Genomic DNA, 20,031 nt, shown 5'->3' on the forward strand with positions numbered 1-20,031 from the left:
GCGACACAGGGACGTGTCCCCGGGGAAGGCCCAGCCCGCGAAATCCGCGTCATTCACCCAGATCGAGGCCGCCGCTGTAGCCGATCAGCAGGATCACGAGCCCGAAGCCGATGCGATACCACGCGAAGGCGGTGAAGTCGTGCGCAGCGACGTAGCGCAGCAGCCACCGCACGCAGGCAAACGCGCTCACGAACGCAGCCGCGAAACCGAGGGCGACCAGGCCCAGCGAGCTGGCTGACAACGCGTGCCAGCCTTTGTACAGCTCGTAGACCGTCGCGCCGAAGATGACGGGAATGGCGAGGAAAAACGAAAACTCGGTGGCAACGCGTCGATCAAGACCAAACAACATGCCGCCGATAATCGTGGCGCCCGAGCGCGACATGCCCGGAATCAGCGCGGCGCATTGGGCGCAGCCCACCTTGAACGCGTCCGCGGCCGTGAGTTCGTCCATCGATTGAACGCGGGCGACCGGTTCAGCGATGGCGCCGGCCGCAGCGCCTCCGGCAGAACCTGGGGCAGTAACGGCCGCCACGGCGCGGCGCTCGCGCTGACGCGACTCCGCCCAAAGAATAATCACGCCGCCCAAGACGAGCGCAAACGCCACCGATACCGGCGAAAAGAGCGCCGCCTTGATGGCGTTGCCGAACAGCAGCCCGAGCGCGATGGCCGGCAACGTGGCAATGACGACGTTCGCCGTGAAGCGCCGTGCATCCGGCTTCGACGCGAGCCCTGCGACCACATCCCCGATCTTGCGGCGGAACTCCCAGCACACCGCGAGGATGGCGCCCAGCTGGATGACGACGTCGAAGGTCTTGCCGTCCTCGTTATTGAAGCCGAGCAGGCTCCCCACGACGATGAGGTGCCCTGTGCTCGAAACGGGCAGGAACTCGGTCAAGCCTTCCACCAAACCCAGCACCAGCGCCTTGCAGGTCAGAATCCAATCCATCGGGCTCGCTCTCCAGAATATTCATGCAGGAGCCGCGCCGGATGCGTGCGGCCCGCTTTCGGCCGCGCGCGCGTCATTTCTCGACGATCTGCACGCGTATGCCGTTTGTAAGGATAGTGATTGTACCGGGTTCGTAGCTCACCCCGGCAAACTGAAGCTGCTCGGGCTTGAACGTGTAGACCGGATAGTTCGTCAACAGCTGGGTGGCGAGCACGCCGGCCGCCGCGTTGATCTGCTGCGTGTACGCCGCGGCATCGCCGTTCACCGCGACGTTATCGACGCTCGGCTCATGGAGCACGACCGAACGGCTCGCCGCATCCCACGCGAGCTGGCTGGACAGCGTAAAGACGCCGTCGACGGGCTGACGTAGAAACGGGCTCGCCAGACGCGCATCGAGCCGCACGGAAATGCGGTTGGCGTCGGGCAGCAGTCCCACCACCGGGTGAGTCAGCGCCACGTCGAAGACCTGCGAGACCGAGTGCTCGTACGGGAACTTGCGCTGCACCGCGTCCTGCACCTGCTGCTGGGAGAAGGTGTAGTGGTCGGGGATGAACGGAAAGATGCCCGTTGCGCACGCCGACACGGACATGGTCGCGCCTGCGGCAACGCACATCCCGAGCAGAAACGCGCGTCGGGAAAACGGTGGCCGGCAGACCGGTGGCGCGATTCGGGTCATATGAAATCTCCTGTTTCCTGATGCTGGCGACTCATGCTGGCAATGCCCGCGCGCCGCGATAGTGAGGTGAAGGCCGGGTTTGCGCCTCGAGCGTCGTCAGCCACATCAAGGCCGCGTCGCGCGAGTCGCCGCACATCTCCGTCTGAGGATTGAGACCCGAGCAGCAGGCGGGCCGCTCCGGCGAGCCGAAGATCCGGCAACGCATATCGTCCGAAAGCTGAACGCATCGGACGCCTGCGGGTTTGCCGTGCGGCATACCCGGAATAGGGGTCGTAATAGACGGCGCGATGCAGCACGCGCCGCAGTCCGGGCGGCACGCGTGGTCGGGAACATCGACTGGGGAATCGGTACTCGCCAATGGCTTTCCGGTTTCGAGAAGGTTGCAATACATCAAAATCCAGCCCGCTTTGCAGAAGTACATTGTGCCATCGACCACCCGTGCGACCGTTTGCACAGTGCGGTGGATCGCCACTCCCATAGATCGATTACCCCGAAGCCCGATGCGCGTCTGTTGCCCCGACCTTCACGATTCCGTGCCGCTGCCGCCGGTCGCCCATGGCGCGCGGCGCGCGTTCGTGCCGGGGAACGGCACGCAGCAGCGCCACAGCGGTCCATCGCGCGAGGCACCAGCCGGAAAGCTCCCATGACCACAGCCGACACCCTCTTCCACCCCGAACTGCTCGCGAAGTACAGCGCGAACGGTCCGCGGTATACGTCGTATCCGACGGCCCTCCAGTTCCGCGACGACTTCGACATCGCCGACTACACCCGCGCCGCGGGCGACCCCGGCGCCGCCGACACGGATCTCTCGCTCTACTTCCACATTCCGTTCTGCGACACGGTGTGCTTCTACTGCGGCTGCAACAAGGTTGTCACGAAGAACCGCGCGAGGGCCAGGCCGTATCTGGAGCGCCTCAAGCGCGAGCTGGCGCTGCAGGCCGCGCTCTTCGACACCTCGCGGCCCGTATCGCAGCTGCACTGGGGCGGCGGCACGCCCACTTTCCTTTCGCACGACGAAATGGCCGAGTTGATGGCTGCCACGCGCGAACACTTCACGCTGCGCCCCGATGCCGAGGGCGAGTACTCCATCGAGATCGATCCGCGCGAAGCGAACGCAAAAACAATCGTGCAACTGCGCACGCTCGGCTTCAACCGGATCAGCCTGGGCGTGCAGGACTTCGATCCGCTCGTGCAGCAAGCGGTCAACCGCATCCAGCCGCTCGAACTCACGACGAACGTCATACGCGCCGCACGCGCCACGGGGTTTCACTCGATCAGCGTCGACCTGATCTACGGGCTGCCGTACCAGACCGTCGACAGCTTCCGCCGTACGCTCGACACGATGCTCTCGCTCGCGCCGGACCGGCTCTCGGTGTTCGGCTACGCGCACATGCCGCACCTCTTCAAGATGCAGCGCCAGATCGACGCGGCGGCACTGCCGTCGCCCCAGGAAAGGCTTGCACTGTTGAGGCTCGTGGTCGAACGGTTGACCGCCGCTGGCTACGTGTACATCGGCATGGACCATTTCGCGCTGCCCACCGACGAACTCGCCCTCGCCCAGGCGCAACGCACTTTGCACCGCAATTTCCAGGGGTATAGCACGCGCGCGGACTGCGACCTGATCGCCTTCGGCGCCTCGGCGATCGGCAAAGTGGGCGACGTGTACGCGCAAAACGCAAAGGACCTGCCGGCCTACGCGGCGGCCATCGACGCCGGCCGCCTTGCGATTACACGCGGCATCCGCCTCACCACGGACGACCGGCTGCGCCGCGACATCATCACGCAGCTCATGTGCAACCTGGAATTGCGCTTTGACGAGTTCGAGGCGGCGTATGGCATTCGCTTTGGCAAAACATTCGCGCCGGAACTCGATCGTCTGCGCGAATTCGAGCGCGATGGTCTCGTATCGATTGGCGGCAACCGCATAGACGTGCTGCCTGCCGGCCGCATGCTCGTGCGCAACGTCGCCATGGTGTTCGACCGATATCTCGGCACGCAACGCATGGAGCGTTTCTCGCGGACGGTGTGAGCGCGCGGGCGTCATCTTGCCCGGCAAACCGATTTGCGACATAATCCACGTTTCGCCGCGCGCGGTTGCCGTGCGTGCGCATCCCGCAAGCCCAGGTGGTGAAACAGGTAGACGCAGGGGACTCAAAATCCCCCGCCGCAAGGCGTGCCGGTTCGAGTCCGGCCCTGGGCACCAAGTACCGCAAAGCCTTATCTGGCTTACCTTTCCCGAAGTTCGCTACCTCCCAAGATTTCCCACGGAGAGTTTGCGCCGCTCCCTTTCCAAAAATTTTCCCACAGCGCCCGGCATTTTCTTGTACGAGGTCGACGGACTCACCGCGAGCCGCACAAGGAGGCTACGCAGGCGTAGCGTGCCTATCGCGGACGTGTCACCAACGGCTCGCATGCTCCACGTCCTCGATCGTGGTTTATCGACCGAGACTTAGCCCCACTGTGCGGCGGCGGAGTCCTCGTCCAGACCCATTGCGGTCAGAACGCGTGATGGAGTGCCGGCAGACCTCCACTATCTCGGCAATATCGGCAACAACTTCGCAGAACCGCTTGAGCCACGCAGGACGTTGCGTCCGCTATCTCACCGTACATCCGGTTCGAACACGATGCGGCGATTCGCGAATCGTCCGCCGGGCGTCAGGTTGCTCGCAACGGGTTGCGTGCGGCCGTAGCCTTTCGCCGTCAACTGGTCTGCGGGGGCTCCGGCGTTCACGAGAAAATCGCGCACGGCGTTGGCTCTCTTCTGCGAGAGCTGGAGGTTTGCGTCAGCATTTCCGGCGTTGTCCGAAAACGCCGATATGGTGAATCGCATGGGGCGGCCCCCATCCGCGCAAGCCTTCATCAATTGCGCCGCTTCCATCAGCGATTCCTTTGCCGATGCCGGCACGTGCCCGCTCGAGCTCGCGAAGCTGACCACCTGGAGGTTGAGCACGCCGGCAATGTCTGGCGCGGAGCAGCGCCTGTCTGTCTCGACGATGTGGGCCATGGCGCGCAAGTACGCGTCCGTGGCCGATGCTGCGGCGTCGTCCGGATTGAACACCGTGACGTTATAGGCGGGACCGAGTTGCCGCTGCAACCGCAAGCGCCAGTCCGATGCGACGCTGGCGAGCGATCCCGCCAATTCGACCTGCGTTCCCTGCACCCGCAGCGCGGCGCCCTGAACCGTCATGGGCGCGAGCAGAGCGTCGATATGGGAGAGCCAGCCCGCCAAGGCCACGTGGCTATCGAGCCGCACGTCGACATGGACCTGCCGCGTGGCGGCGTTGCGGCCCAGCGCGTCGAGTAGTTTCTTCTTCTCTGTTTCGTCTTTCAGAACGGCTTCGAGGATTGGGACGCCGGCGCGATTCGCGCCGAACGCAAGTTGCGCATCGGCGATTGAGGCATCTTCCTGCGGGCGTGGTTCAACGGACCGCAACGCGGACACGGGAGCGACGGTCCGTGCTGCCGCGGATGAGCCGCCAGGCGCACTGGCCGCCGTGGACGCACTTGCCGTTGCAGGCATGGCCGACATGGATGCGGCCACCTTGGACGCGGCCGTCGAACTGCCCGCGACGGGCGAATCGGCCGCCCCCGAGCCAGCAACCGCAGCCGGCTTGCTGGTAGGCACCGCGCTCACTGAAACCGCTCCGCTCGACCCGGCCGCGGCGACGGACGAAGGATCGACAGCCGCAGCGGCAGGCTTCGCGTCGTCCGCCCCGCTTGTAGGGCGCAAACCATTCCATGCGAAAACGCTGCCCAGCACGGTAGCAAGCACGGCGAACAGGGACCACGCCCATCTGCCCGAGCGCCTCCCTTTCATCGATGCAACGTCAGAAGAAGAACGCTCCGCGGGGACGGCCGATGCGACGAGTCCCGGACGCTGCGGCAAAGCAGCTTTGAACGCAGCAGCTTCCGGCGCAACGCCCTTCGGCGCACCGGGCACGGCACTGGCGGCAATCATGGCGTCAAGCTGCGAAGCAATCGAATGCTGGAACTCGTTGGCATCCGCAAAACCCATGGCCTGCGCGACGGCATCGGAGATATGACCCGACACAGACGGCAATTGGGCACGAAGCATCGTGGGTAACGACGACTCGCTGGCCTGTTCGAGCAACAGATGATGCTTGAGCACACCAAACAGCACGGCGGCCACCATGCCGGTCAAAGCATGCATGGCCTGGGAGGGAAGGCTGGTCTGCGTCGCCACCTGATCGCTCAGCACGGCAACGCGCCGGCCCGTGGCGTGGGCGAGCAGCGCGTCGCCGGCGGTCTCGAGGTCTTTGATGCCGGCAGTGGCAGCCGTGAGCTGCACCAGCTCGTCGGCAATACGCGCATTCGCTTCTTTCGATCTGGCCGCCTCGAAAATCGCGGCATTGCCCTCGGCCGAATTCGCCGTCGCCATCAACGAGGCCACGAGGATGGGCGCAGCACAACCCACCACGCGCTCCAGAATCTCAGGCGACAAACCGATCTGCGTGGACAGCTGCTTCCTGACCGGCTCGGTAAACGTGTGACGGGTCGACTGTACGAGATCGATCTGCTTCAATGCGAACCCCTGCTCAGGAACAAGCGGACGGCCATACTGCCGCCTTCCGGACAGCAGACGGGCTGACAAAACCGCTTGCACCTTAGCAGCGAACGACAACCAGACTGTCAAGGTTTGTTACGGTACGCCGGTGCGATAACCCCAGCGTATGGCAAAGCAGGCGCTCGCAACTGGGTGCGGGACAGCAGGTACATGGGAGCCGCGACGAAGCACTCGTCTACGGCCGGTTCGGAAGAGAGTGGAAGGGACGACGCCGCGCCGCGCCGAGACGCTCAGGCGCTCTTGCGGCGAGCGCGGGCGCCCAATGTGCTGCGCGTGCGGTACGTCACCCCGTGCTGCTCAAGGTACTCGCGGATCAACTGGCGTACGACCTGCGACGGCGTAAGGTCCTGCGCCGCGCACAGCTTTTCGAACGCCTCCTTTTTCACGGGATCGATCAGAACAGTCAGTCGGGCGCTTTTTGTTTCCATGGCAGGCGAAGGAGAATTTGGCGTATGTTAATCAAATTATAATCCATGCCGCCCGCGGGGCAACGTCGTCCGAAAATGCACGAGCCAGCGGGATAGAGCGGGAAAACCCGCTCTATCCCGCTGCGCGCGGCTCAACATGTTTGCCGGCATACGCCGGCCCCGGCTTGCTGCGGGCCGAGCACTTCGCAAACGGCTTGTACCGCAGCCGCCTCGTCGGGACCTGTCGCGAGAATGCGCACCTCCGTGCCGGGCTTCACGCGCAGCGACATGACCGACATCGCGTCCTTGCCATTGACGAAGCGGCCGTTCGCAAAGCAGACAATCTCGCTCACGAAGCCCGACGCAATACAGGCCACCGTGGTTGGCTCATACCCCGGCCGCCCCCAACGGCGATCCACCTCAACCCACCGTTCCATTACCACCATTCCTCATAGATAAGCCTCGCGCCGATGTGAGGCGCTTGCGAACCTCACCGACAATCGGCCGTCACACCTCAGCCTCCAACCGCTCCCTTACCGCTGACGCCGGCAAAGAAAGCGAGTAGCCGTGCATCCCAGTCGTCGTCGGTCAGCGCCACGTGCGCCGCCCTCGTCTCCTGCAACTCACGATCCAGATGCACGACGCGCAACGACCTCGCCTCCAGGGGCGCCCGGAAGAGCTTGCCGCTTGCGTCCAGAAACAGGACCGGCTTTGCCCGATAGCGCGCCGCGCGGATCGACGTTGCGTCGAAAACATGCCGCGCCGACTCCTTCGGATAGACAAATGCGACATTGACGCCCAGCGTCTCCAGGCTGCCGCACGCGCCGGCAAACCGGTAGAGCATCTGGAATCCTCGTTCGGCGGCGCGGCCCATGCCCACCACCACGAGCCCGCGCTCGCCCATCAGGTCGGCGACGAGCTTGGGCGTGTAATCGAGCGAGATGAGCGGTGCGGCCGTGTCGAGCGCCTTGTCGTCAACCGCCGATTCCGGGGCGGCGTCTGGCTCGCCCGGCATGCAGTGAGGTTCAGGAAAGCCCGAACCGGCTTGTGACTGCGACATAACTGCTCCTCACCGTAGCCCGACACATCGAATGTGCATGAAATTAGCATAGCCCGAGGCAGTGCACCACGAATCGTGCAATGGACATAACGCCGCAGGTCATCGAGGCCGTTCCGCCCGGCGGCCGGCCTTGTGGAATCTCCCTGGCAAAGCTGCTAGCATGCTAACAACATTACCATGTTGTGATAACCACATGATTCTTCGTGGTTCAGGCGAAAACGCACGGCCTCGCGCGGCTGTCACCCGGCGCCCCTAAGCTTTCTCAACGAGAACGACTCCCGATGGCCCCGTCCTCCCTTCTTCATGGCGTGCTCCTCGTCATTGCAGGGTGGCTTGCGGTCGCGGTGCTCGGTATCGCGAGCCTGCGCCGCACGGGCATCGTCGCTCACATGCTGTTTCCTGCTGGCGCCGCCATCGGGCTGCTGCTGGCGGCTATCGGCGTGGGGGGTATTTTTCAGGTTCCCGCCGAAGCGATCCTGCCGGCAGGCTTGCCGGGCCTGCCGTTTCACGTACGCATCGACGCACTCTCCTCCTATTTCCTCATGGTGCTAGGCGCGATAAGCGCCGGCATCAGCGCCTTTTCGAGCGGGTACTTCCGCAAGGGCGAAGGCACGCCGCCCGGGCTGCTCTGCTTCGAATATCACGTGTGCCTTGCGAGCATGGCGTTCGTCCTGATCGCCAACGACGCCTACTGCTTCATGGTGGCCTGGGAAGCGATGACGCTCTCCGCCACGTTCCTCGTCATGAGCAACCATCGGTTGCCGGAGATTCGCCGGGCGGGCTATCTGTACTTTCTGATTTCGCACGTCGGCGCGCTGGGGCTGCTCCTCTGCTTCGGCCTACTGCAGGCAGGTACCGGCGACTACACCTTCGCCAACATGCGGCTGCAAAACCTCGATGCGTTCTGGGCATCGATCGCTTTCGTACTCGCGCTGTTCGGATTCGGCACGAAGGCGGGCATCTTTCCCTTGCACGTGTGGCTGCCCGAAGCGCACCCTGCGGCACCTTCGCCCGTATCCGCGCTGATGAGCGGCTTCGTGCTGAAGGCAGGTCTTTACGGCGTGCTGCGTGTGGTCTTCGATCTGCTGCATCTGCAAATTGCGTGGTGGGGCGTCGTCATGCTGGGGCTGGGTCTCTTTTCGGCGCTCTCGGGCGTGGTCTTCAGCGCGGTCCAGACCGACATGAAAAGGCTGCTCGCCTGGTCGTCCATCGACAATATCGGGCTCATGTTCGCCAGCCTCGGGCTCACGGTGCTGTTCAAGGCCTACGGCATGCCTGCGCTCGCGGCGCTTTCACTCGCCGCGCTGCTTTATCAGATCGCGAGCCACGCCGCGTTCAAGAGTCTGCTGTTCCTCTCGACCGGTTCCGTGCTCCATGCCACCGGTGAGCGCAATCTCGGCCGGCTGGGCGGCCTGATCCGCTACATGCCCTGGACCGCCCTCGCCGCGCTGGTGGGCGCCCTCTCCAGTGCCGGCTTGCCGCCGCTCTCGGGGTTCGTCTCCGAATGGCTGCTGCTGCAAAGTTTTCTGTTCACCCCCGGTCTGCCCGACCCGTTCCTCAACATGATCGTGCCTATCGTCGCGGCGCTCATCGCGCTCGTGGCGGCGCTGGGCGGCTACACGATGGTGAAGTTCTTCGGCATTGTCTTTCTCGGGCAGCCCCGCGAAGCCAAGCTGGCCCGCGCGCACGACGCGAGCCCCTGGGAACGCGTCGGCTTCGCCTGGCTTGCGGCACTCTGCGTGCTGCTGGGCCTCTTGCCGGTGCAGTACGCAAGCCTCATCGACCGTGTCACGAACGCGCTCGTCGGTGCCGGCATTGGCGAGTCGCTGGCCCGGCACGGCGCGCTGCTGCTCGTGCCGACCGAAGCGAGCCGCGCCAGCTACATGCCCGCGGTCTTCGTACTGTTCTTCCTCGGATGCTGCGGCCTCGCCTGGGTGCTCGTGCGCCGTTTCTACCACGGCCGTCTGCGCCGCTCGATTCCGTGGGCCTGCGGCTTTCCGTTCGCGAACGCCCGCATGCAGGACACCGCGGAAGGCTTCGGTCAGCCGATCCGCGAAATCTTCGCGCCGCTCATGCAGATCGAACGCCAGTTGCCCTCCCCGTTCGACACGCAGCCCACCTACCACGTCACCGTTTCGGACCGCGTCTGGACGCTGCTGTATCTGCCCATCGAACGGATCGTGAAGCAGGTCGCGGCACTTGCCGGCCGGCTCCAGACCGGACGCATCGCCATCTATCTGCTGTACAGCTTCGTCGTGCTGGTTGTCCTGCTCATGCTGGTGAGACCATGATCACGTTCTCCGGTCTGCTCTCCCAGGCACTCGAAATCGTTGTCGCGCTCGCGGTTGCACCGCTGCTCACGGGCTGGGTCAACATCTGCCGCGCGTGGTTGCAGAATCGTCGCGCGCCCTCCATCTGGCAGCCCTACCGGATGCTGCACAAGCTGTTCAATAAAGAGTCGGTGATTGCGCACGGCGCGAGCCCCGTGTTCCGCGGCGCGCCCTATGTGATCTGGGGTGCCATGACGCTCGCCTGCGCCATCGTGCCCACGCTGTCCACCGACCTGCCGCTCTCCTCCGCCGCCGACGCCATCGCCCTCGTCGGCCTCTTCGCGCTTGCGCGGGTCGCTGTTTCGCTCGCCGCCATGGACATCGGCACCGCGTTCGGCACACTGGGCGCGCGGCGCGAGATGCTCGTCGGTTTTCTCGCCGAACCGGCCTTGCTGATGGTCCTGTTCTCGGCCTCGCTCATCACGCAGTCCACGCTGCTCACGCACATCGTCGCGACGCTCAGTCATCGCGAACTCGCGCTCTATCCGAGCCTCGCGTTCGCGGGCATTGCGTTCACGATGGTCTCGCTCGCCGAAAACGCACGGCTGCCCGTGGACAACCCCACCACGCACCTCGAACTCACGATGATCCACGAGGCGCTGATCCTCGAATACTCGGGCCGCCATCTCGCGCTCATGGAATGGGCGGCGAGCCTCAAGCTGTTCGCCTATTCGTGCATCGGCATCGCGCTGTTCGTGCCCTGGGGCATGGCCGAAGCCGGCAATCCGCTCGCGCTGCTCGTGGCCATTCCGGCGCTCGCCGTGAAGCTGCTGGCGGGCGGCGCCATACTCGCGCTGATCGAAACCAGCAACGCGAAGATGCGCATCTTCCGCGTGCCCGAGTTTCTCGCCACCGCGTTCCTGCTCGCCGTGATCGGCATGCTGGTTCACTTCCTCCTGGGGGCGTGAATGCACAACGCGCACAGCCTTGCCACGCAGATCATCAACTTCCTCGCAGCCATTCTGCTGCTGCTCTCGTTCGCGATGCTGAGCCAGCGGCGCATTCTCTCGCTGATTCACCTCTACACGCTGCAAGGTCTCGCGCTCGTCTGCGCGAACGTGGTGCTCGGTTACGTGGCCGACGACGCCCACCTGTACGTCTCCGCCATGCTCACGCTGGTGCTCAAGGTCGGCGTGATTCCGTGGATTCTCTACAAGCTCGTGCAGCGGCTCAACGTGAAGACGGACATCGAGCCGCTCCTCAACATTCCCGCCACGTTGCTCATCGGCATCGTGCTCGTCATCGTCGCGTTCAACGTGGCCACGCCGATCAGCCAGCTCGCGTCGTCCGAGGCGCGCGGCACACTCGGCATTGCGCTTGCCTGCGTGCTGCTCTCGTTCATGATGATGATCACGCGATCGAAGGCGATTCCGCAGGTGATCGGCTTTCTCTCGATGGAGAACGGACTCTTCTTCGCGGCAGCCGCGGCCACCAACGGTATGCCGATGATCGTGGAACTCGGCATCGGTCTCGACGTGCTCGTGGGCATCCTGATTCTGGGCGTCTTCATGTTCCAGATTCGCGAGCAATTCGACAGCCTCGACATCCATCACCTCGAAAAGCTCAAAGATGATTGACGCGTGGATCCTGATGGCTGTCTGCGGCACGCCGCTCGTTGCCGGCGCGTGCCTCGCCGTGCTCGGGCAGCGCGGCCTCGCGCCCGACCTCAACGTCGCCTTCAGCTTCCTCACCTTCGTGGCCGCGATGCTGCTGGCCGCGCTCACGGTCGCGCACGGACCGTCGTTCGCGCTCGGCAAGCTCTTCTTCGTCGACCCGCTCAACGTGTTCCTCGTCGCGCTCACCGCGTTCGTCGGCTGGACGACGTCGATCTTCTCGCGACCGTACATGCGCATCGAGCGCGACCGCGGGCGCATGACAGCCTCGCGCATGCGGCTTTACCACAGCATGTACCAGCTCTTCATGTTCGCCATGCTGCTCGCGCTCACCACGAACAACATGGGCATACTCTGGGTCGCGATGGAAGCCGCCACGCTCGCCACGGTGCTGCTCGTGAGCGTGTATCGCACGGCCGCGAGCCTCGAGGCCGCGTGGAAGTACTTCATTCTGTGCGGCGTGGGCATCGCACAGGCGCTGTTCGGCACCATCCTGCTCTACCTCGCCGCGAGCCGTCAGCTGGACGGCGGCGACGCGCTGCTCTGGAGCAGCCTCAACGCGGTCAAGGCGAGCCTCGACCCCACCATCGTCTCACTCGCGTTCGTGTTCCTGCTGATCGGCTATGGCACCAAGGTGGGCCTCGTGCCCATGCACAACTGGCTGCCCGACGCACACGCCGAAGGCCCCACGCCGATCTCGGCCGTGCTCTCCGGCCTGCTGCTCAACGTTGCGCTCTACGCAGTCCTGCGCTGCAAGGTGCTGGCAGACGGCGCGCTCGGCAACGGTCTGCCGGGCCGCATGCTGATCGGATTCGGGCTGGTTTCGGTGCTCGTCGCCACGTTCGCGCTCTTCCGGCAGAGGGACGTGAAGCGCCTGTTCTCGTATTCGTCGATCGAGCACATGGGCCTGATGACGTTCGCGTTCGGCCTCGGCGGCCCCGCCGCCACGTTCGCGGGCTTGCTGCACATGACGGTGCATTCGCTCGTCAAATCTGCGGTGTTCTTCACGGTGGGACACGCCGCGCAAAAGACGGGCACCCAGATCATGGACGACATTCGCGGCCTGCTGCGCGTGAGCCCGATGGTGGGATGGGGGCTGATGCTCGGTGCGCTCGCCATTCTCGGCATGCCGCCGTTCGGCGTGTTCGCCAGCGAATTCCTGATTCTCACGACGACCATGGCTCGTCTGCCCTGGGCCGCGCCGTTCCTGCTGCTCGCGCTCGCGGTGGCGTTCGCGGCCATCTTCGCACGCGTGCAGGCGATGGTGTTCGGCGAGACGAGCACGGCCAAGGTGCTCGAGCACAGGCCGGCGCTCTTGCCCGTGTTCGTCCATCTCGGGCTCGGGCTGATGCTCGGCCTGTACGTGCCGCCCTACTTGGCCGAGTGGTACCGGCTGGCGGCCGCCATGATTGCGGGGTGAGCATGCGAATCGACGCCATCGGTCTTGCAAGCCTTGTTCGCCTGCACGCGCTTTCTGCGCGATCCGCGGCGTTCCTTGCACACGTCGATGCAAGCGAATGGACGCGCGCCGCGCAAACGGTACGCGAAGGCGGCGGTCGGCTGGTCTCGCTTTGGGGTGCCGAACAGACCTTGGGCCAGTTCTCGATCAACGCGGTCTATGCGCTCGAAGACGGCTTGTTGTGGACACGCCTTGCGCTGGACGACGCCACGCCCGAACGCGCCTCGTATCCCGATGTCTCCGGCATCTTCGCGTGCGCCAACCGCATGCAGCGCGCCGTGCATGACCTGCTCGGCCTGAACGCCGCGGGCGCCGCGGACACACGCCCCTGGCTCAATCACGGCAACTGGCCCGCGGACTACCAACCGCTGCGGCAAAGTCAATGGTCGGGCCGCGAGACGTTCGAATCGAACGAGGCCGATTACGCCTTCGTGCCGGTGGCCGGCGACGGCGTCCATGAGATCGCGGTGGGGCCCATTCACGCCGGCATAATCGAGCCGGGGCACTTCCGCTTTTCGGTGGTCGGCGAGAAAGTGTTGCGGCTCGAAGAGCGGCTTGGCTACGCGCATCGTGGCATCGAGCGTCTGTTCGGCGCCGCGCCCCTGCTCGAAGGACATCGGCTGGCCGCGCGCATTGCCGGCGACTCCACCGTGGCATTCTCGTGGGCGTACTGCATGGCGCTGGAGCGCGCACTCGACGTGCCGGTTCCTCCACGTGCCCAATGGCTGCGGGCGCTGCTGCTGGAGCGCGAGCGCGTTGCGAATCACCTGGGCGACCTGGGCGCGCTCGGCAACGACGCCGGCTTCGCGTTCGGCCTCGCGCAGTTCTCGCGCCTCAAGGAAGACTGGCTGCGCCTCAACGCGCGCGCGTTCGGTCATCGCTATCTGATGGACCTGATCGTGCCCGGCGGCGTGGCACGCGACCTGGAGCCCGCGCTCGCCGACGCCATCGCCGTGCAGTGCGAGCAGATCGAATGCGAGGTTCGCGTGATGCATCGCATCTACGACGAGCAGTCCGGCTTGCAGGACCGTTTCTCGACCACGGGCCGGCTTACGCCTGCGGTCGCGGCGCACTTCAGCGTCTGCGGTCTCGCCGCGCGCGCGAGCGGCCAGGCGATGGACGTGCGCGTCGACCATCCGCATACGCCCTACGATGCGCTCGCGCCAAAGATCGTCACCGACGAGCGCGGCGACGTCGCCGCTCGCGTCGCGGTGCGCTTCAACGAAGTGAGCGAGTCGCTGCGGCTGATCCGCGTGTTGCTCAAAGGGCTGGGCAGCGAGACTGCGGGGGCGGGCCCAATCGCCGTGCCCGTGGACGTGACCCGCGCGCCTTCGCGCGGACTCGGCTGGGTGGAAGGCTGGCGCGGCGACGTGCTCGTGGCACTCGAAACAGGCCCGGGCGGCACGATCGCGCGCTGCCATTGTCATGATCCGTCGTGGCAGAACTGGCCCGCGCTGGAGCACGCGATCATCGGCAACATCGTTCCGGACTTTCCGCTCATCAACAAATCGTTCAACCTCAACTACGCGGGGCACGACCTGTAATGTGGCAACTGCTCAAGCAGATCGCGCGAACCGGCACGCCTGCGGAGCCCGCACCGGCTCCCGAAGACGCATGGCGCGAAGCACGCTCAGCCACCGGCCCACAGGGCACGGAAGACGCGGCACAGGCCGCGCTCCAGCAGGCCATTCTCGACGTGCTGGGCCGCGCGCTGTGCATCCGCCAGATCGACGGCGGTTCGTGCAACGGCTGCGAGCTGGAGATTCACGCGCTGAACAATCCGTACTACAACATCGAAGGTCTCGGCATCCGCTTCGTGGCGAGCCCGCGTCATGCGGACATGCTGCTCGTCACAGGGCCGCTCACGCTGAACATGCGGGAAGCGGTCCGGCAAGCCTATGACGCCACGCCCAGCCCCAAGCTGGTCGTAGCAGCGGGCGACTGCGCGTGCACCGGCGGCGTCTTCAAAGGCAGCTACGCCGTGAGCGGCCCGCTTTCGAACCTGCTTCCCGTCGACGTGAGCATTCCCGGCTGCCCGCCCACGCCCATCGATCTGCTCAAAGGCATTCTGGCCGCGTTGCGCGCGAGCCCTGCGGCGCAAGACATGAAGTCCATTTCCTCCACCACGCTTTCCGAATGAAGCAGCCCGTCAAGTTTGTTCTGCGTTATACGTTCGTTCCGTTCCTCGCCCTCGTAGCCGTCGTGATATGGGTGTGGCCGCGTTCCTCCGCTGAAATCGATGCACGGCAGTACGCGTCGCTCTCGCTCGCGTGGCCCGCCTTTCCGCCTGAACTTCGGCACGACGTGGCGGACGCCATGAAGTCAGGTCAACTGAGCAAGTGGGATTACTCGTCGCTCGTGCGCAAGTCGCTCGACGACGGCATCGCGCTCGACTGGCCGCAGCAGAACGGCGACGTGCAGCAGGAACGCGCGAAGCTCGAGGCGCTTGTCAACGCCGAGCGCCCTTGACGGGCGCCACCGTCTTCTCGTCCTTGTCTCCTTTGTCCCACTCGCTGAATTCCTGCGCGAGCAGGTCGACGCAGGCGCGTACCTTCGCGAGCCCGGCGCGCCGCTCGGGATAAACGGCCCAGATATTCGCAGGTTGGATCGCCTCGGGCAGCACCTGCACCAGCGCGCCGCCGGCGATGAGCGGCGCCACGTCCCAGATGGAGCGCAGCACGATGCCGTAGCCGGCCAGCGCCCACTGCACCGCAATCTCGCCGTGATTCGTGGAAAGCGGCCCGTCCACTTTCACCGTGGTCGGCACGCCGTTCACCGTCAAGCGCCACACGCCGAGCGGATGGTCGCGCTCCTTGATCGGCAGACAGGCGTGCGTCTTCAGGTCCGCGACGTCGGCAGGCGCGCCGCGGCGTGCCAGATAGGCCGGCGACGCGCACAGCACGCGATGATTCGACGCGAGCCGCGTCGCGATGAGATGCGGCGCGATCTCGTCGCCCACGCGAATGTCGATGTCGAAGCCCTCCGCGGCCACGTCCACGAGCCGGTCGAACAGTTCGAGCCGCACGTTCAACTGCGGATACTGCGCCGAAAGCCGCGCCACAGCCGGCGCCACGACGTGCCGCCCGAACCCGAAGCTGCTCGACACGCGCAGCGTGCCGCGCGGCACACGCCGCGCGGTGGAGACCTCGTCCACCAGATGATCGACGTCGTCGAGAATCTTCTGGGCCCATGCCAGCACGCGTTCGCCGGCTTCGGTCAGCGCCACGCGTCGCGTAGAGCGATGCAGAAGGCGCGTGCCGAGTTCGGCTTCGAGCACCGCCACGCGCTTGCTGACGAACGCGGGCGACATGGCCAGCTCCGCCGCCGCCGCGCTGAAGCCGGCGTGGCGCGCCACCGCGCGGAACACGCGCAGATCGTTGAGATTCGGCGTTTTATTCACGTTTCGTGGAAAGTGGGTTAACCGGCTGGAGGCTGCGCGGCACCGCCTGCCTGCCTAGAATGTGTACGTGCCCGCCGCTGCCGCATCGCGGGCGACTCGTCCCGATCAGGCGGCACCACCCGAGAGCGTACGACATGACAGACAAAATCCATCGCATTGCAGTCATTCCCGGCGACGGCATTGGCCGCGAGGTCATGCCCGAAGCGCTGCGCGTACTCGAGGCCGTGTCGCGACGCTTCGGCATCCGGTTCGACTTTCGCCACATCGAGTGGGCCAGTTGCGACTACTACGCGAAGACCGGCCAGATGATGCCCGACGACTGGAAGACGCAGTTGAAGGACGTGGACGCGATCCTGTTCGGCGCGGTCGGCTGGCCTGCCACCGTGCCGGATCATATCTCGCTGTGGGGCTCGCTCCTCAAGTTCCGCCGCGAATTCGACCAGTACGTGAACCTGCGGCCCGCGCGTACCTTCGAAGGCGTGCGCTCACCGCTCGCGGCGCACAACGCGAAGAACATCGATTTCTACATCGTGCGCGAGAACACCGAGGGCGAGTACTCGGCCGTGGGCGGCACGATGTTCGAAGGCACCGACCGCGAGTTCGTCGTGCAGCAATCCATCTTCACGCGCGTGGGGTCCGAACGCGTGCTGAAGTTTGCTTTCGACCTCGCGCAGCGGCGCGAACGGCACCACGTGACGGTCGCCACGAAGAGCAACGGCATCGCGATCAGCATGCCGTGGTGGGACGAGCGCGCGGCCGAGATGGCGGCCCGCTATCCCGACATCACGTGGGACAAGCAGCACATCGACATTCTCTGCGCACGCTTCGTGCTGCAACCGCAGCGTTTCGACGTGGTGGTGGCAACCAACCTGTTCGGCGACATCCTCTCGGACCTGGGCCCCGCCTGCACGGGCACCATCGGCATTGCGCCTTCCGCGAACCTGAACCCCGAGCGGCGCTTTCCTTCGCTATTCGAACCGGTGCACGGCTCGGCGCCCGATATCGCGGGCCAATCCATCGCGAATCCGATCGCGATGATCTGGTCCGCAGCGATGATGCTCGACTTCCTCGGCAACGCGAGCGGCGCCGAGCACGAGGCGCACGATGCCATCGTCGCGGCCATCTCGGAGGTACTCAAGCACGGTCCGCACACGCGGGACATGGGCGGCGAGGCGTCCACGAGCGCGCTCGGCGAAGCGGTCGCCGCACGGCTGTAGTCAGACTGCGGCGGCTTCCGGTACGCCCAGAAGCCGTGCCGCGGGCGACACGACGATGATGGCGGCCTGCACAGCGAACGCCGCGGCAGCCGCCACGAGGCATGCGTCCATCCCGAAGTGCGCGCTGATCGCGGCACCGAGCAGCGCCCCGAGCGGACGCGCGCCCTGCGTCGCTGTCGCGTTGATAGCCGATACGCGCGCCATCATGCCGCCCGGCGTAATGGCCTGGCGTAGCGTCGTGGAGCCGACCACCCACAGGATCGGCCCCACGCCCAACAGGAAGAAGCTCAGTGTGGCGAGCAGGAACGACGGCACGACGAGCGTCGCAACCATGACGAGCGAGGCGGCCAGCCCGCACAGCGGTCCGATGACGAGCATGCGGCCAAACGCAAGCGCGCGTGCCACCGTGGGGGCCGCGAGCGCGCCGCACACCATGCCCACGCCATAGGCGCCGAGCGTCACGCCCACCGCTGATGCGCCCAGCCCGAGCCGATGCACCGCATAAGGCACGTAGACGGCCTGCAGCGTGAAGAAGCCCACGTTGAAGAACACTGCAGTGGCCAGCATTGGCCGCAGCAAGGCATCGCTCGCGACAAAGCGAGCGCCCTCCCGCAACTCGAGCATGAAATGCCGATGCGCCGACGCCGCGCGCGGCGGCTCGCGCAACCGCGCCAGCAACGCCACCGCAAGCGCGGAAAGCCCGGCCGCCACACTGTACGCCCAGCCCGCGCCGATCCATTCCACCAGCAGACCGCCCAACGCCGGCCCCGCCGAGTACGCAACGCTACGGGCCAGCTCGACGCGTCCGTTTGCGGCCGCCAGTTGTTCGCGCGCGACGAGCCACGGCACGAGCGCGGGCGCCGCCACGCCGTAGGCCACCGTGCCGGTGGCGCCGAGAAAGCCCAGCACCATCAGCAGCGGCAGCGACAGTGCGTGGGTGTAGACGAGCGCCAGCACCGCGAGGAGCGCCGCAACGCGCAACGCTTCGGCCACGGTCATCAGCGTGCGGCGCGAATGGCGGTCGGCCCACACGCCGAGTGGAATGGAAAGCAGCAGGAACGGCAGGGTCTGCGCGGTCTGCAACAGCCCGATGTCGCGTGCGGAGGCGTCGAGCGCAAACACGGCGACGAGCGGTGCCGCGGCAAGGCTCACCTGCTCCGCCGATTGCGCGAAAAGATTGGACCACGCGAGACGATTGAAGGCTGCGCCAAATGCAGGACCGGCAGAAGCGGTGCTGCGCGATGAAGCGCCGAAGAGACGGAATGGCATGGTGAACTCCGGTTGACGATGGGCTCATCGTCTCCGGCGAGGCCATGGCGCGCGCTCCGGTTCTTGCGGTTTCATCCGCGGCGGGCAGGCAGGATGGGCGCCGGTGACGCGTGCAAAACGCGACCCCGTCGCTTTGCAACGCGCATTCGAACGTCGTGCGAATGCGCAAGCGTCGGCGCCCGCGCCGGTTAAAATGCGCCGGCCTGTTTACGCACTGACGGGCTTATCGATTCACTCGCTGTGGCTTCGCGGCCTTTCGCGCACTTCATGGACCTCGAAAGCATTCTTTTCACCCAGGGCTTCGGCTCGCGCCGTCAATGCCGCGCGCTCGTTGCAGACGGACGCGTGACCATCGGCGGCGGCGTCTGCACCGATCCCGATGCGCAGTTCGATACCGCCACGCTGGTGTTCAGCGTCGACGGCGTGGCCTGGCCCTGGCGCGAGCGCGTGTACATCGCGCTCAACAAGCCGGCGGGATACGAGTGCTCGCGCGACCCGCAGCATCATCTCAGCGTGTTTCATCTGCTGCCGCCGCAGTTCGCGACGCGCGGTGTGCAGTCGGTGGGCCGGCTCGATCAGGACACCACAGGGCTGCTTTTGCTCTCCGACGACGGCCAGTTCGTTCACGCGTTCACGTCGCCGAAGCGCAAGGTGCCGAAGCTCTACGTGGCCACGACGCGCCACGCCATCGACGATGCGCAGCTCCAGGCGCTGCGCGACGGCGTGCTGCTACACGGCGAGGCGAAGCCGATTGCAGCCGTGGCCGCCGAGGCACGCGGCGCTCACGAACTGGTACTCACGGTGCTCGAAGGCAAGTACCACCAGGTCAAACGCATGGTGGCCGCGGCAGGCAATCGCGTAGAAGCGCTGCATCGCGAGCGGATTGGCGGATGGACGCTGCCCGCGAGTCTCGCGGCCGGCGCCTGGCAGTGGCTCGACGACGCCGATCTCGCGGCGTTGCGCGAGGGATAAGACCGCGACCGTTCGACGCCATGCGCAGCTCTGTTGGACGGCACACACAACGCCCTTCGAAACAGGCTCCATGTGTTGCGTTGCCACATGTCTCGCG

The 20,031-nt window shown here is 65.6% G+C and carries 19 protein-coding genes and 1 tRNA gene; 11 read left to right on the forward strand and 9 right to left on the reverse strand.

Annotated features, from left to right (window positions below; genetic code table 11):
• Positions 1–49 precede the first annotated feature (49 nt).
• The 3 genes from U0042_RS15430 to U0042_RS15440 form a co-directional block, all read right to left on the reverse strand.
• On the reverse strand, positions 50–946 hold the full coding sequence (locus tag U0042_RS15430; RefSeq protein ID WP_114814674.1) for an undecaprenyl-diphosphate phosphatase: 897 nt from the start codon (positions 944–946) through the stop codon (positions 50–52).
• A gap of 73 nt (positions 947–1,019) precedes the next feature.
• Positions 1,020–1,622 carry a DUF1439 domain-containing protein gene (locus U0042_RS15435; RefSeq protein WP_198665414.1) on the reverse strand — a complete coding sequence of 201 codons (603 nt, stop codon included), beginning with the start codon at positions 1,620–1,622 and terminating at the stop codon, positions 1,020–1,022.
• A 31-nt stretch (positions 1,623–1,653) separates the two neighbouring features.
• Positions 1,654–2,013: a YkgJ family cysteine cluster protein gene (locus tag U0042_RS15440; RefSeq protein ID WP_114814726.1), complete on the reverse strand. Its 360-nt coding sequence runs from the start codon at positions 2,011–2,013 to the stop codon at positions 1,654–1,656.
• 252 nt (positions 2,014–2,265) lie between these two features.
• On the opposite strand from U0042_RS15440, the gene hemN reads away from it, so the two are divergent.
• On the forward strand, positions 2,266–3,651 hold the full coding sequence (hemN, locus tag U0042_RS15445) for an oxygen-independent coproporphyrinogen III oxidase (protein ID WP_114814676.1): 1,386 nt from the start codon (positions 2,266–2,268) through the stop codon (positions 3,649–3,651).
• Between the two features lie 89 nt (positions 3,652–3,740).
• Positions 3,741–3,825, forward strand: a tRNA-Leu gene (locus tag U0042_RS15450).
• 396 nt (positions 3,826–4,221) lie between these two features.
• On the opposite strand, the gene U0042_RS15455 is transcribed toward U0042_RS15450, so the two are convergent.
• The 4 genes from U0042_RS15455 to U0042_RS15470 all read right to left on the reverse strand — a co-directional run bounded on the left by U0042_RS15455 (position 4,222) and on the right by U0042_RS15470 (position 7,629).
• A complete protein-coding gene (locus U0042_RS15455; RefSeq protein ID WP_157977903.1) occupies positions 4,222–6,165 on the reverse strand; it encodes an OmpA family protein in 1,944 nt (647 codons plus the stop codon).
• A 272-nt stretch (positions 6,166–6,437) separates the two neighbouring features.
• Positions 6,438–6,635: a ribbon-helix-helix protein, CopG family gene (locus tag U0042_RS15460; protein ID WP_114814678.1), complete on the reverse strand. Its 198-nt coding sequence runs from the start codon at positions 6,633–6,635 to the stop codon at positions 6,438–6,440.
• A gap of 131 nt (positions 6,636–6,766) precedes the next feature.
• On the reverse strand, positions 6,767–7,051 hold the full coding sequence (locus tag U0042_RS15465) for an HPr family phosphocarrier protein (protein ID WP_232833572.1): 285 nt from the start codon (positions 7,049–7,051) through the stop codon (positions 6,767–6,769).
• Between the two features lie 77 nt (positions 7,052–7,128).
• Positions 7,129–7,629, reverse strand: coding sequence for a hypothetical protein (locus U0042_RS15470; protein ID WP_114814680.1), 501 nt, complete (start codon positions 7,627–7,629; stop codon positions 7,129–7,131).
• Positions 7,630–7,955: 326 nt separating this feature from the next.
• On the opposite strand from U0042_RS15470, the gene hyfB reads away from it, so the two are divergent.
• Genes hyfB through U0042_RS15505 form a run of 7 tightly spaced genes read left to right on the forward strand, consistent with a single transcriptional unit; the run spans position 7,956 to position 15,545 of the window.
• Positions 7,956–9,965: a hydrogenase 4 subunit B gene (hyfB, locus tag U0042_RS15475; protein WP_114814681.1), complete on the forward strand. Its 2,010-nt coding sequence runs from the start codon at positions 7,956–7,958 to the stop codon at positions 9,963–9,965.
• Complete coding sequence (locus U0042_RS15480) at positions 9,962–10,912, forward strand: respiratory chain complex I subunit 1 family protein (RefSeq protein ID WP_042300127.1); 951 nt, start codon at positions 9,962–9,964, stop codon at positions 10,910–10,912. The genes hyfB and U0042_RS15480 overlap by 4 nt, the downstream gene beginning before the upstream one ends.
• Positions 10,913–11,581 (forward strand): formate hydrogenlyase, encoded by a 669-nt coding sequence (locus U0042_RS15485; protein ID WP_114814682.1) that lies wholly within the window; start codon positions 10,913–10,915, stop codon positions 11,579–11,581.
• Positions 11,574–13,037 (forward strand): hydrogenase 4 subunit F, encoded by a 1,464-nt coding sequence (locus U0042_RS15490; protein WP_114814683.1) that lies wholly within the window; start codon positions 11,574–11,576, stop codon positions 13,035–13,037. Before U0042_RS15485 ends, U0042_RS15490 begins: the two co-directional genes overlap by 8 nt.
• A gap of 2 nt (positions 13,038–13,039) precedes the next feature.
• Positions 13,040–14,620, forward strand: a complete 1,581-nt coding sequence (locus tag U0042_RS15495; protein WP_114814684.1) for an NADH-quinone oxidoreductase subunit C — start codon at positions 13,040–13,042, stop codon at positions 14,618–14,620.
• Entirely contained in the window at positions 14,620–15,216 is a 597-nt protein-coding gene (locus U0042_RS15500) for an NADH-quinone oxidoreductase subunit B family protein (RefSeq protein WP_114814685.1), read from the forward strand. Before U0042_RS15495 ends, U0042_RS15500 begins: the two co-directional genes overlap by 1 nt.
• On the forward strand, positions 15,213–15,545 hold the full coding sequence (locus U0042_RS15505; RefSeq protein WP_017776774.1) for a hypothetical protein: 333 nt from the start codon (positions 15,213–15,215) through the stop codon (positions 15,543–15,545). Before U0042_RS15500 ends, U0042_RS15505 begins: the two co-directional genes overlap by 4 nt.
• On the opposite strand, the gene U0042_RS15510 is transcribed toward U0042_RS15505, so the two are convergent.
• The gene (locus U0042_RS15510; RefSeq protein WP_114814686.1) at positions 15,526–16,476 is read right to left on the reverse strand and encodes a LysR substrate-binding domain-containing protein; all 951 of its coding nucleotides are present in this window, start codon (positions 16,474–16,476) and stop codon (positions 15,526–15,528) included. The two genes, U0042_RS15505 and U0042_RS15510, sit on opposite strands and share 20 nt — an antisense overlap.
• A 134-nt stretch (positions 16,477–16,610) precedes the next feature.
• On the opposite strand from U0042_RS15510, the gene U0042_RS15515 reads away from it, so the two are divergent.
• Positions 16,611–17,693 (forward strand): tartrate dehydrogenase, encoded by a 1,083-nt coding sequence (locus tag U0042_RS15515; protein ID WP_114814687.1) that lies wholly within the window; start codon positions 16,611–16,613, stop codon positions 17,691–17,693.
• On the opposite strand, the gene U0042_RS15520 is transcribed toward U0042_RS15515, so the two are convergent.
• On the reverse strand, positions 17,694–18,962 hold the full coding sequence (locus tag U0042_RS15520; protein ID WP_114814688.1) for an MFS transporter: 1,269 nt from the start codon (positions 18,960–18,962) through the stop codon (positions 17,694–17,696).
• A 267-nt stretch (positions 18,963–19,229) separates the two neighbouring features.
• On the opposite strand from U0042_RS15520, the gene U0042_RS15525 reads away from it, so the two are divergent.
• Positions 19,230–19,934 (forward strand): pseudouridine synthase, encoded by a 705-nt coding sequence (locus U0042_RS15525; RefSeq protein ID WP_114814727.1) that lies wholly within the window; start codon positions 19,230–19,232, stop codon positions 19,932–19,934.
• Positions 19,935–20,031: the final 97 nt, after the last annotated feature.

It is taken from the genome of Paraburkholderia kururiensis, from assembly GCF_034424375.1.
In the GTDB taxonomy this organism is placed as follows: Bacteria; Pseudomonadota; Gammaproteobacteria; order Burkholderiales; family Burkholderiaceae; genus Paraburkholderia; species Paraburkholderia kururiensis_A.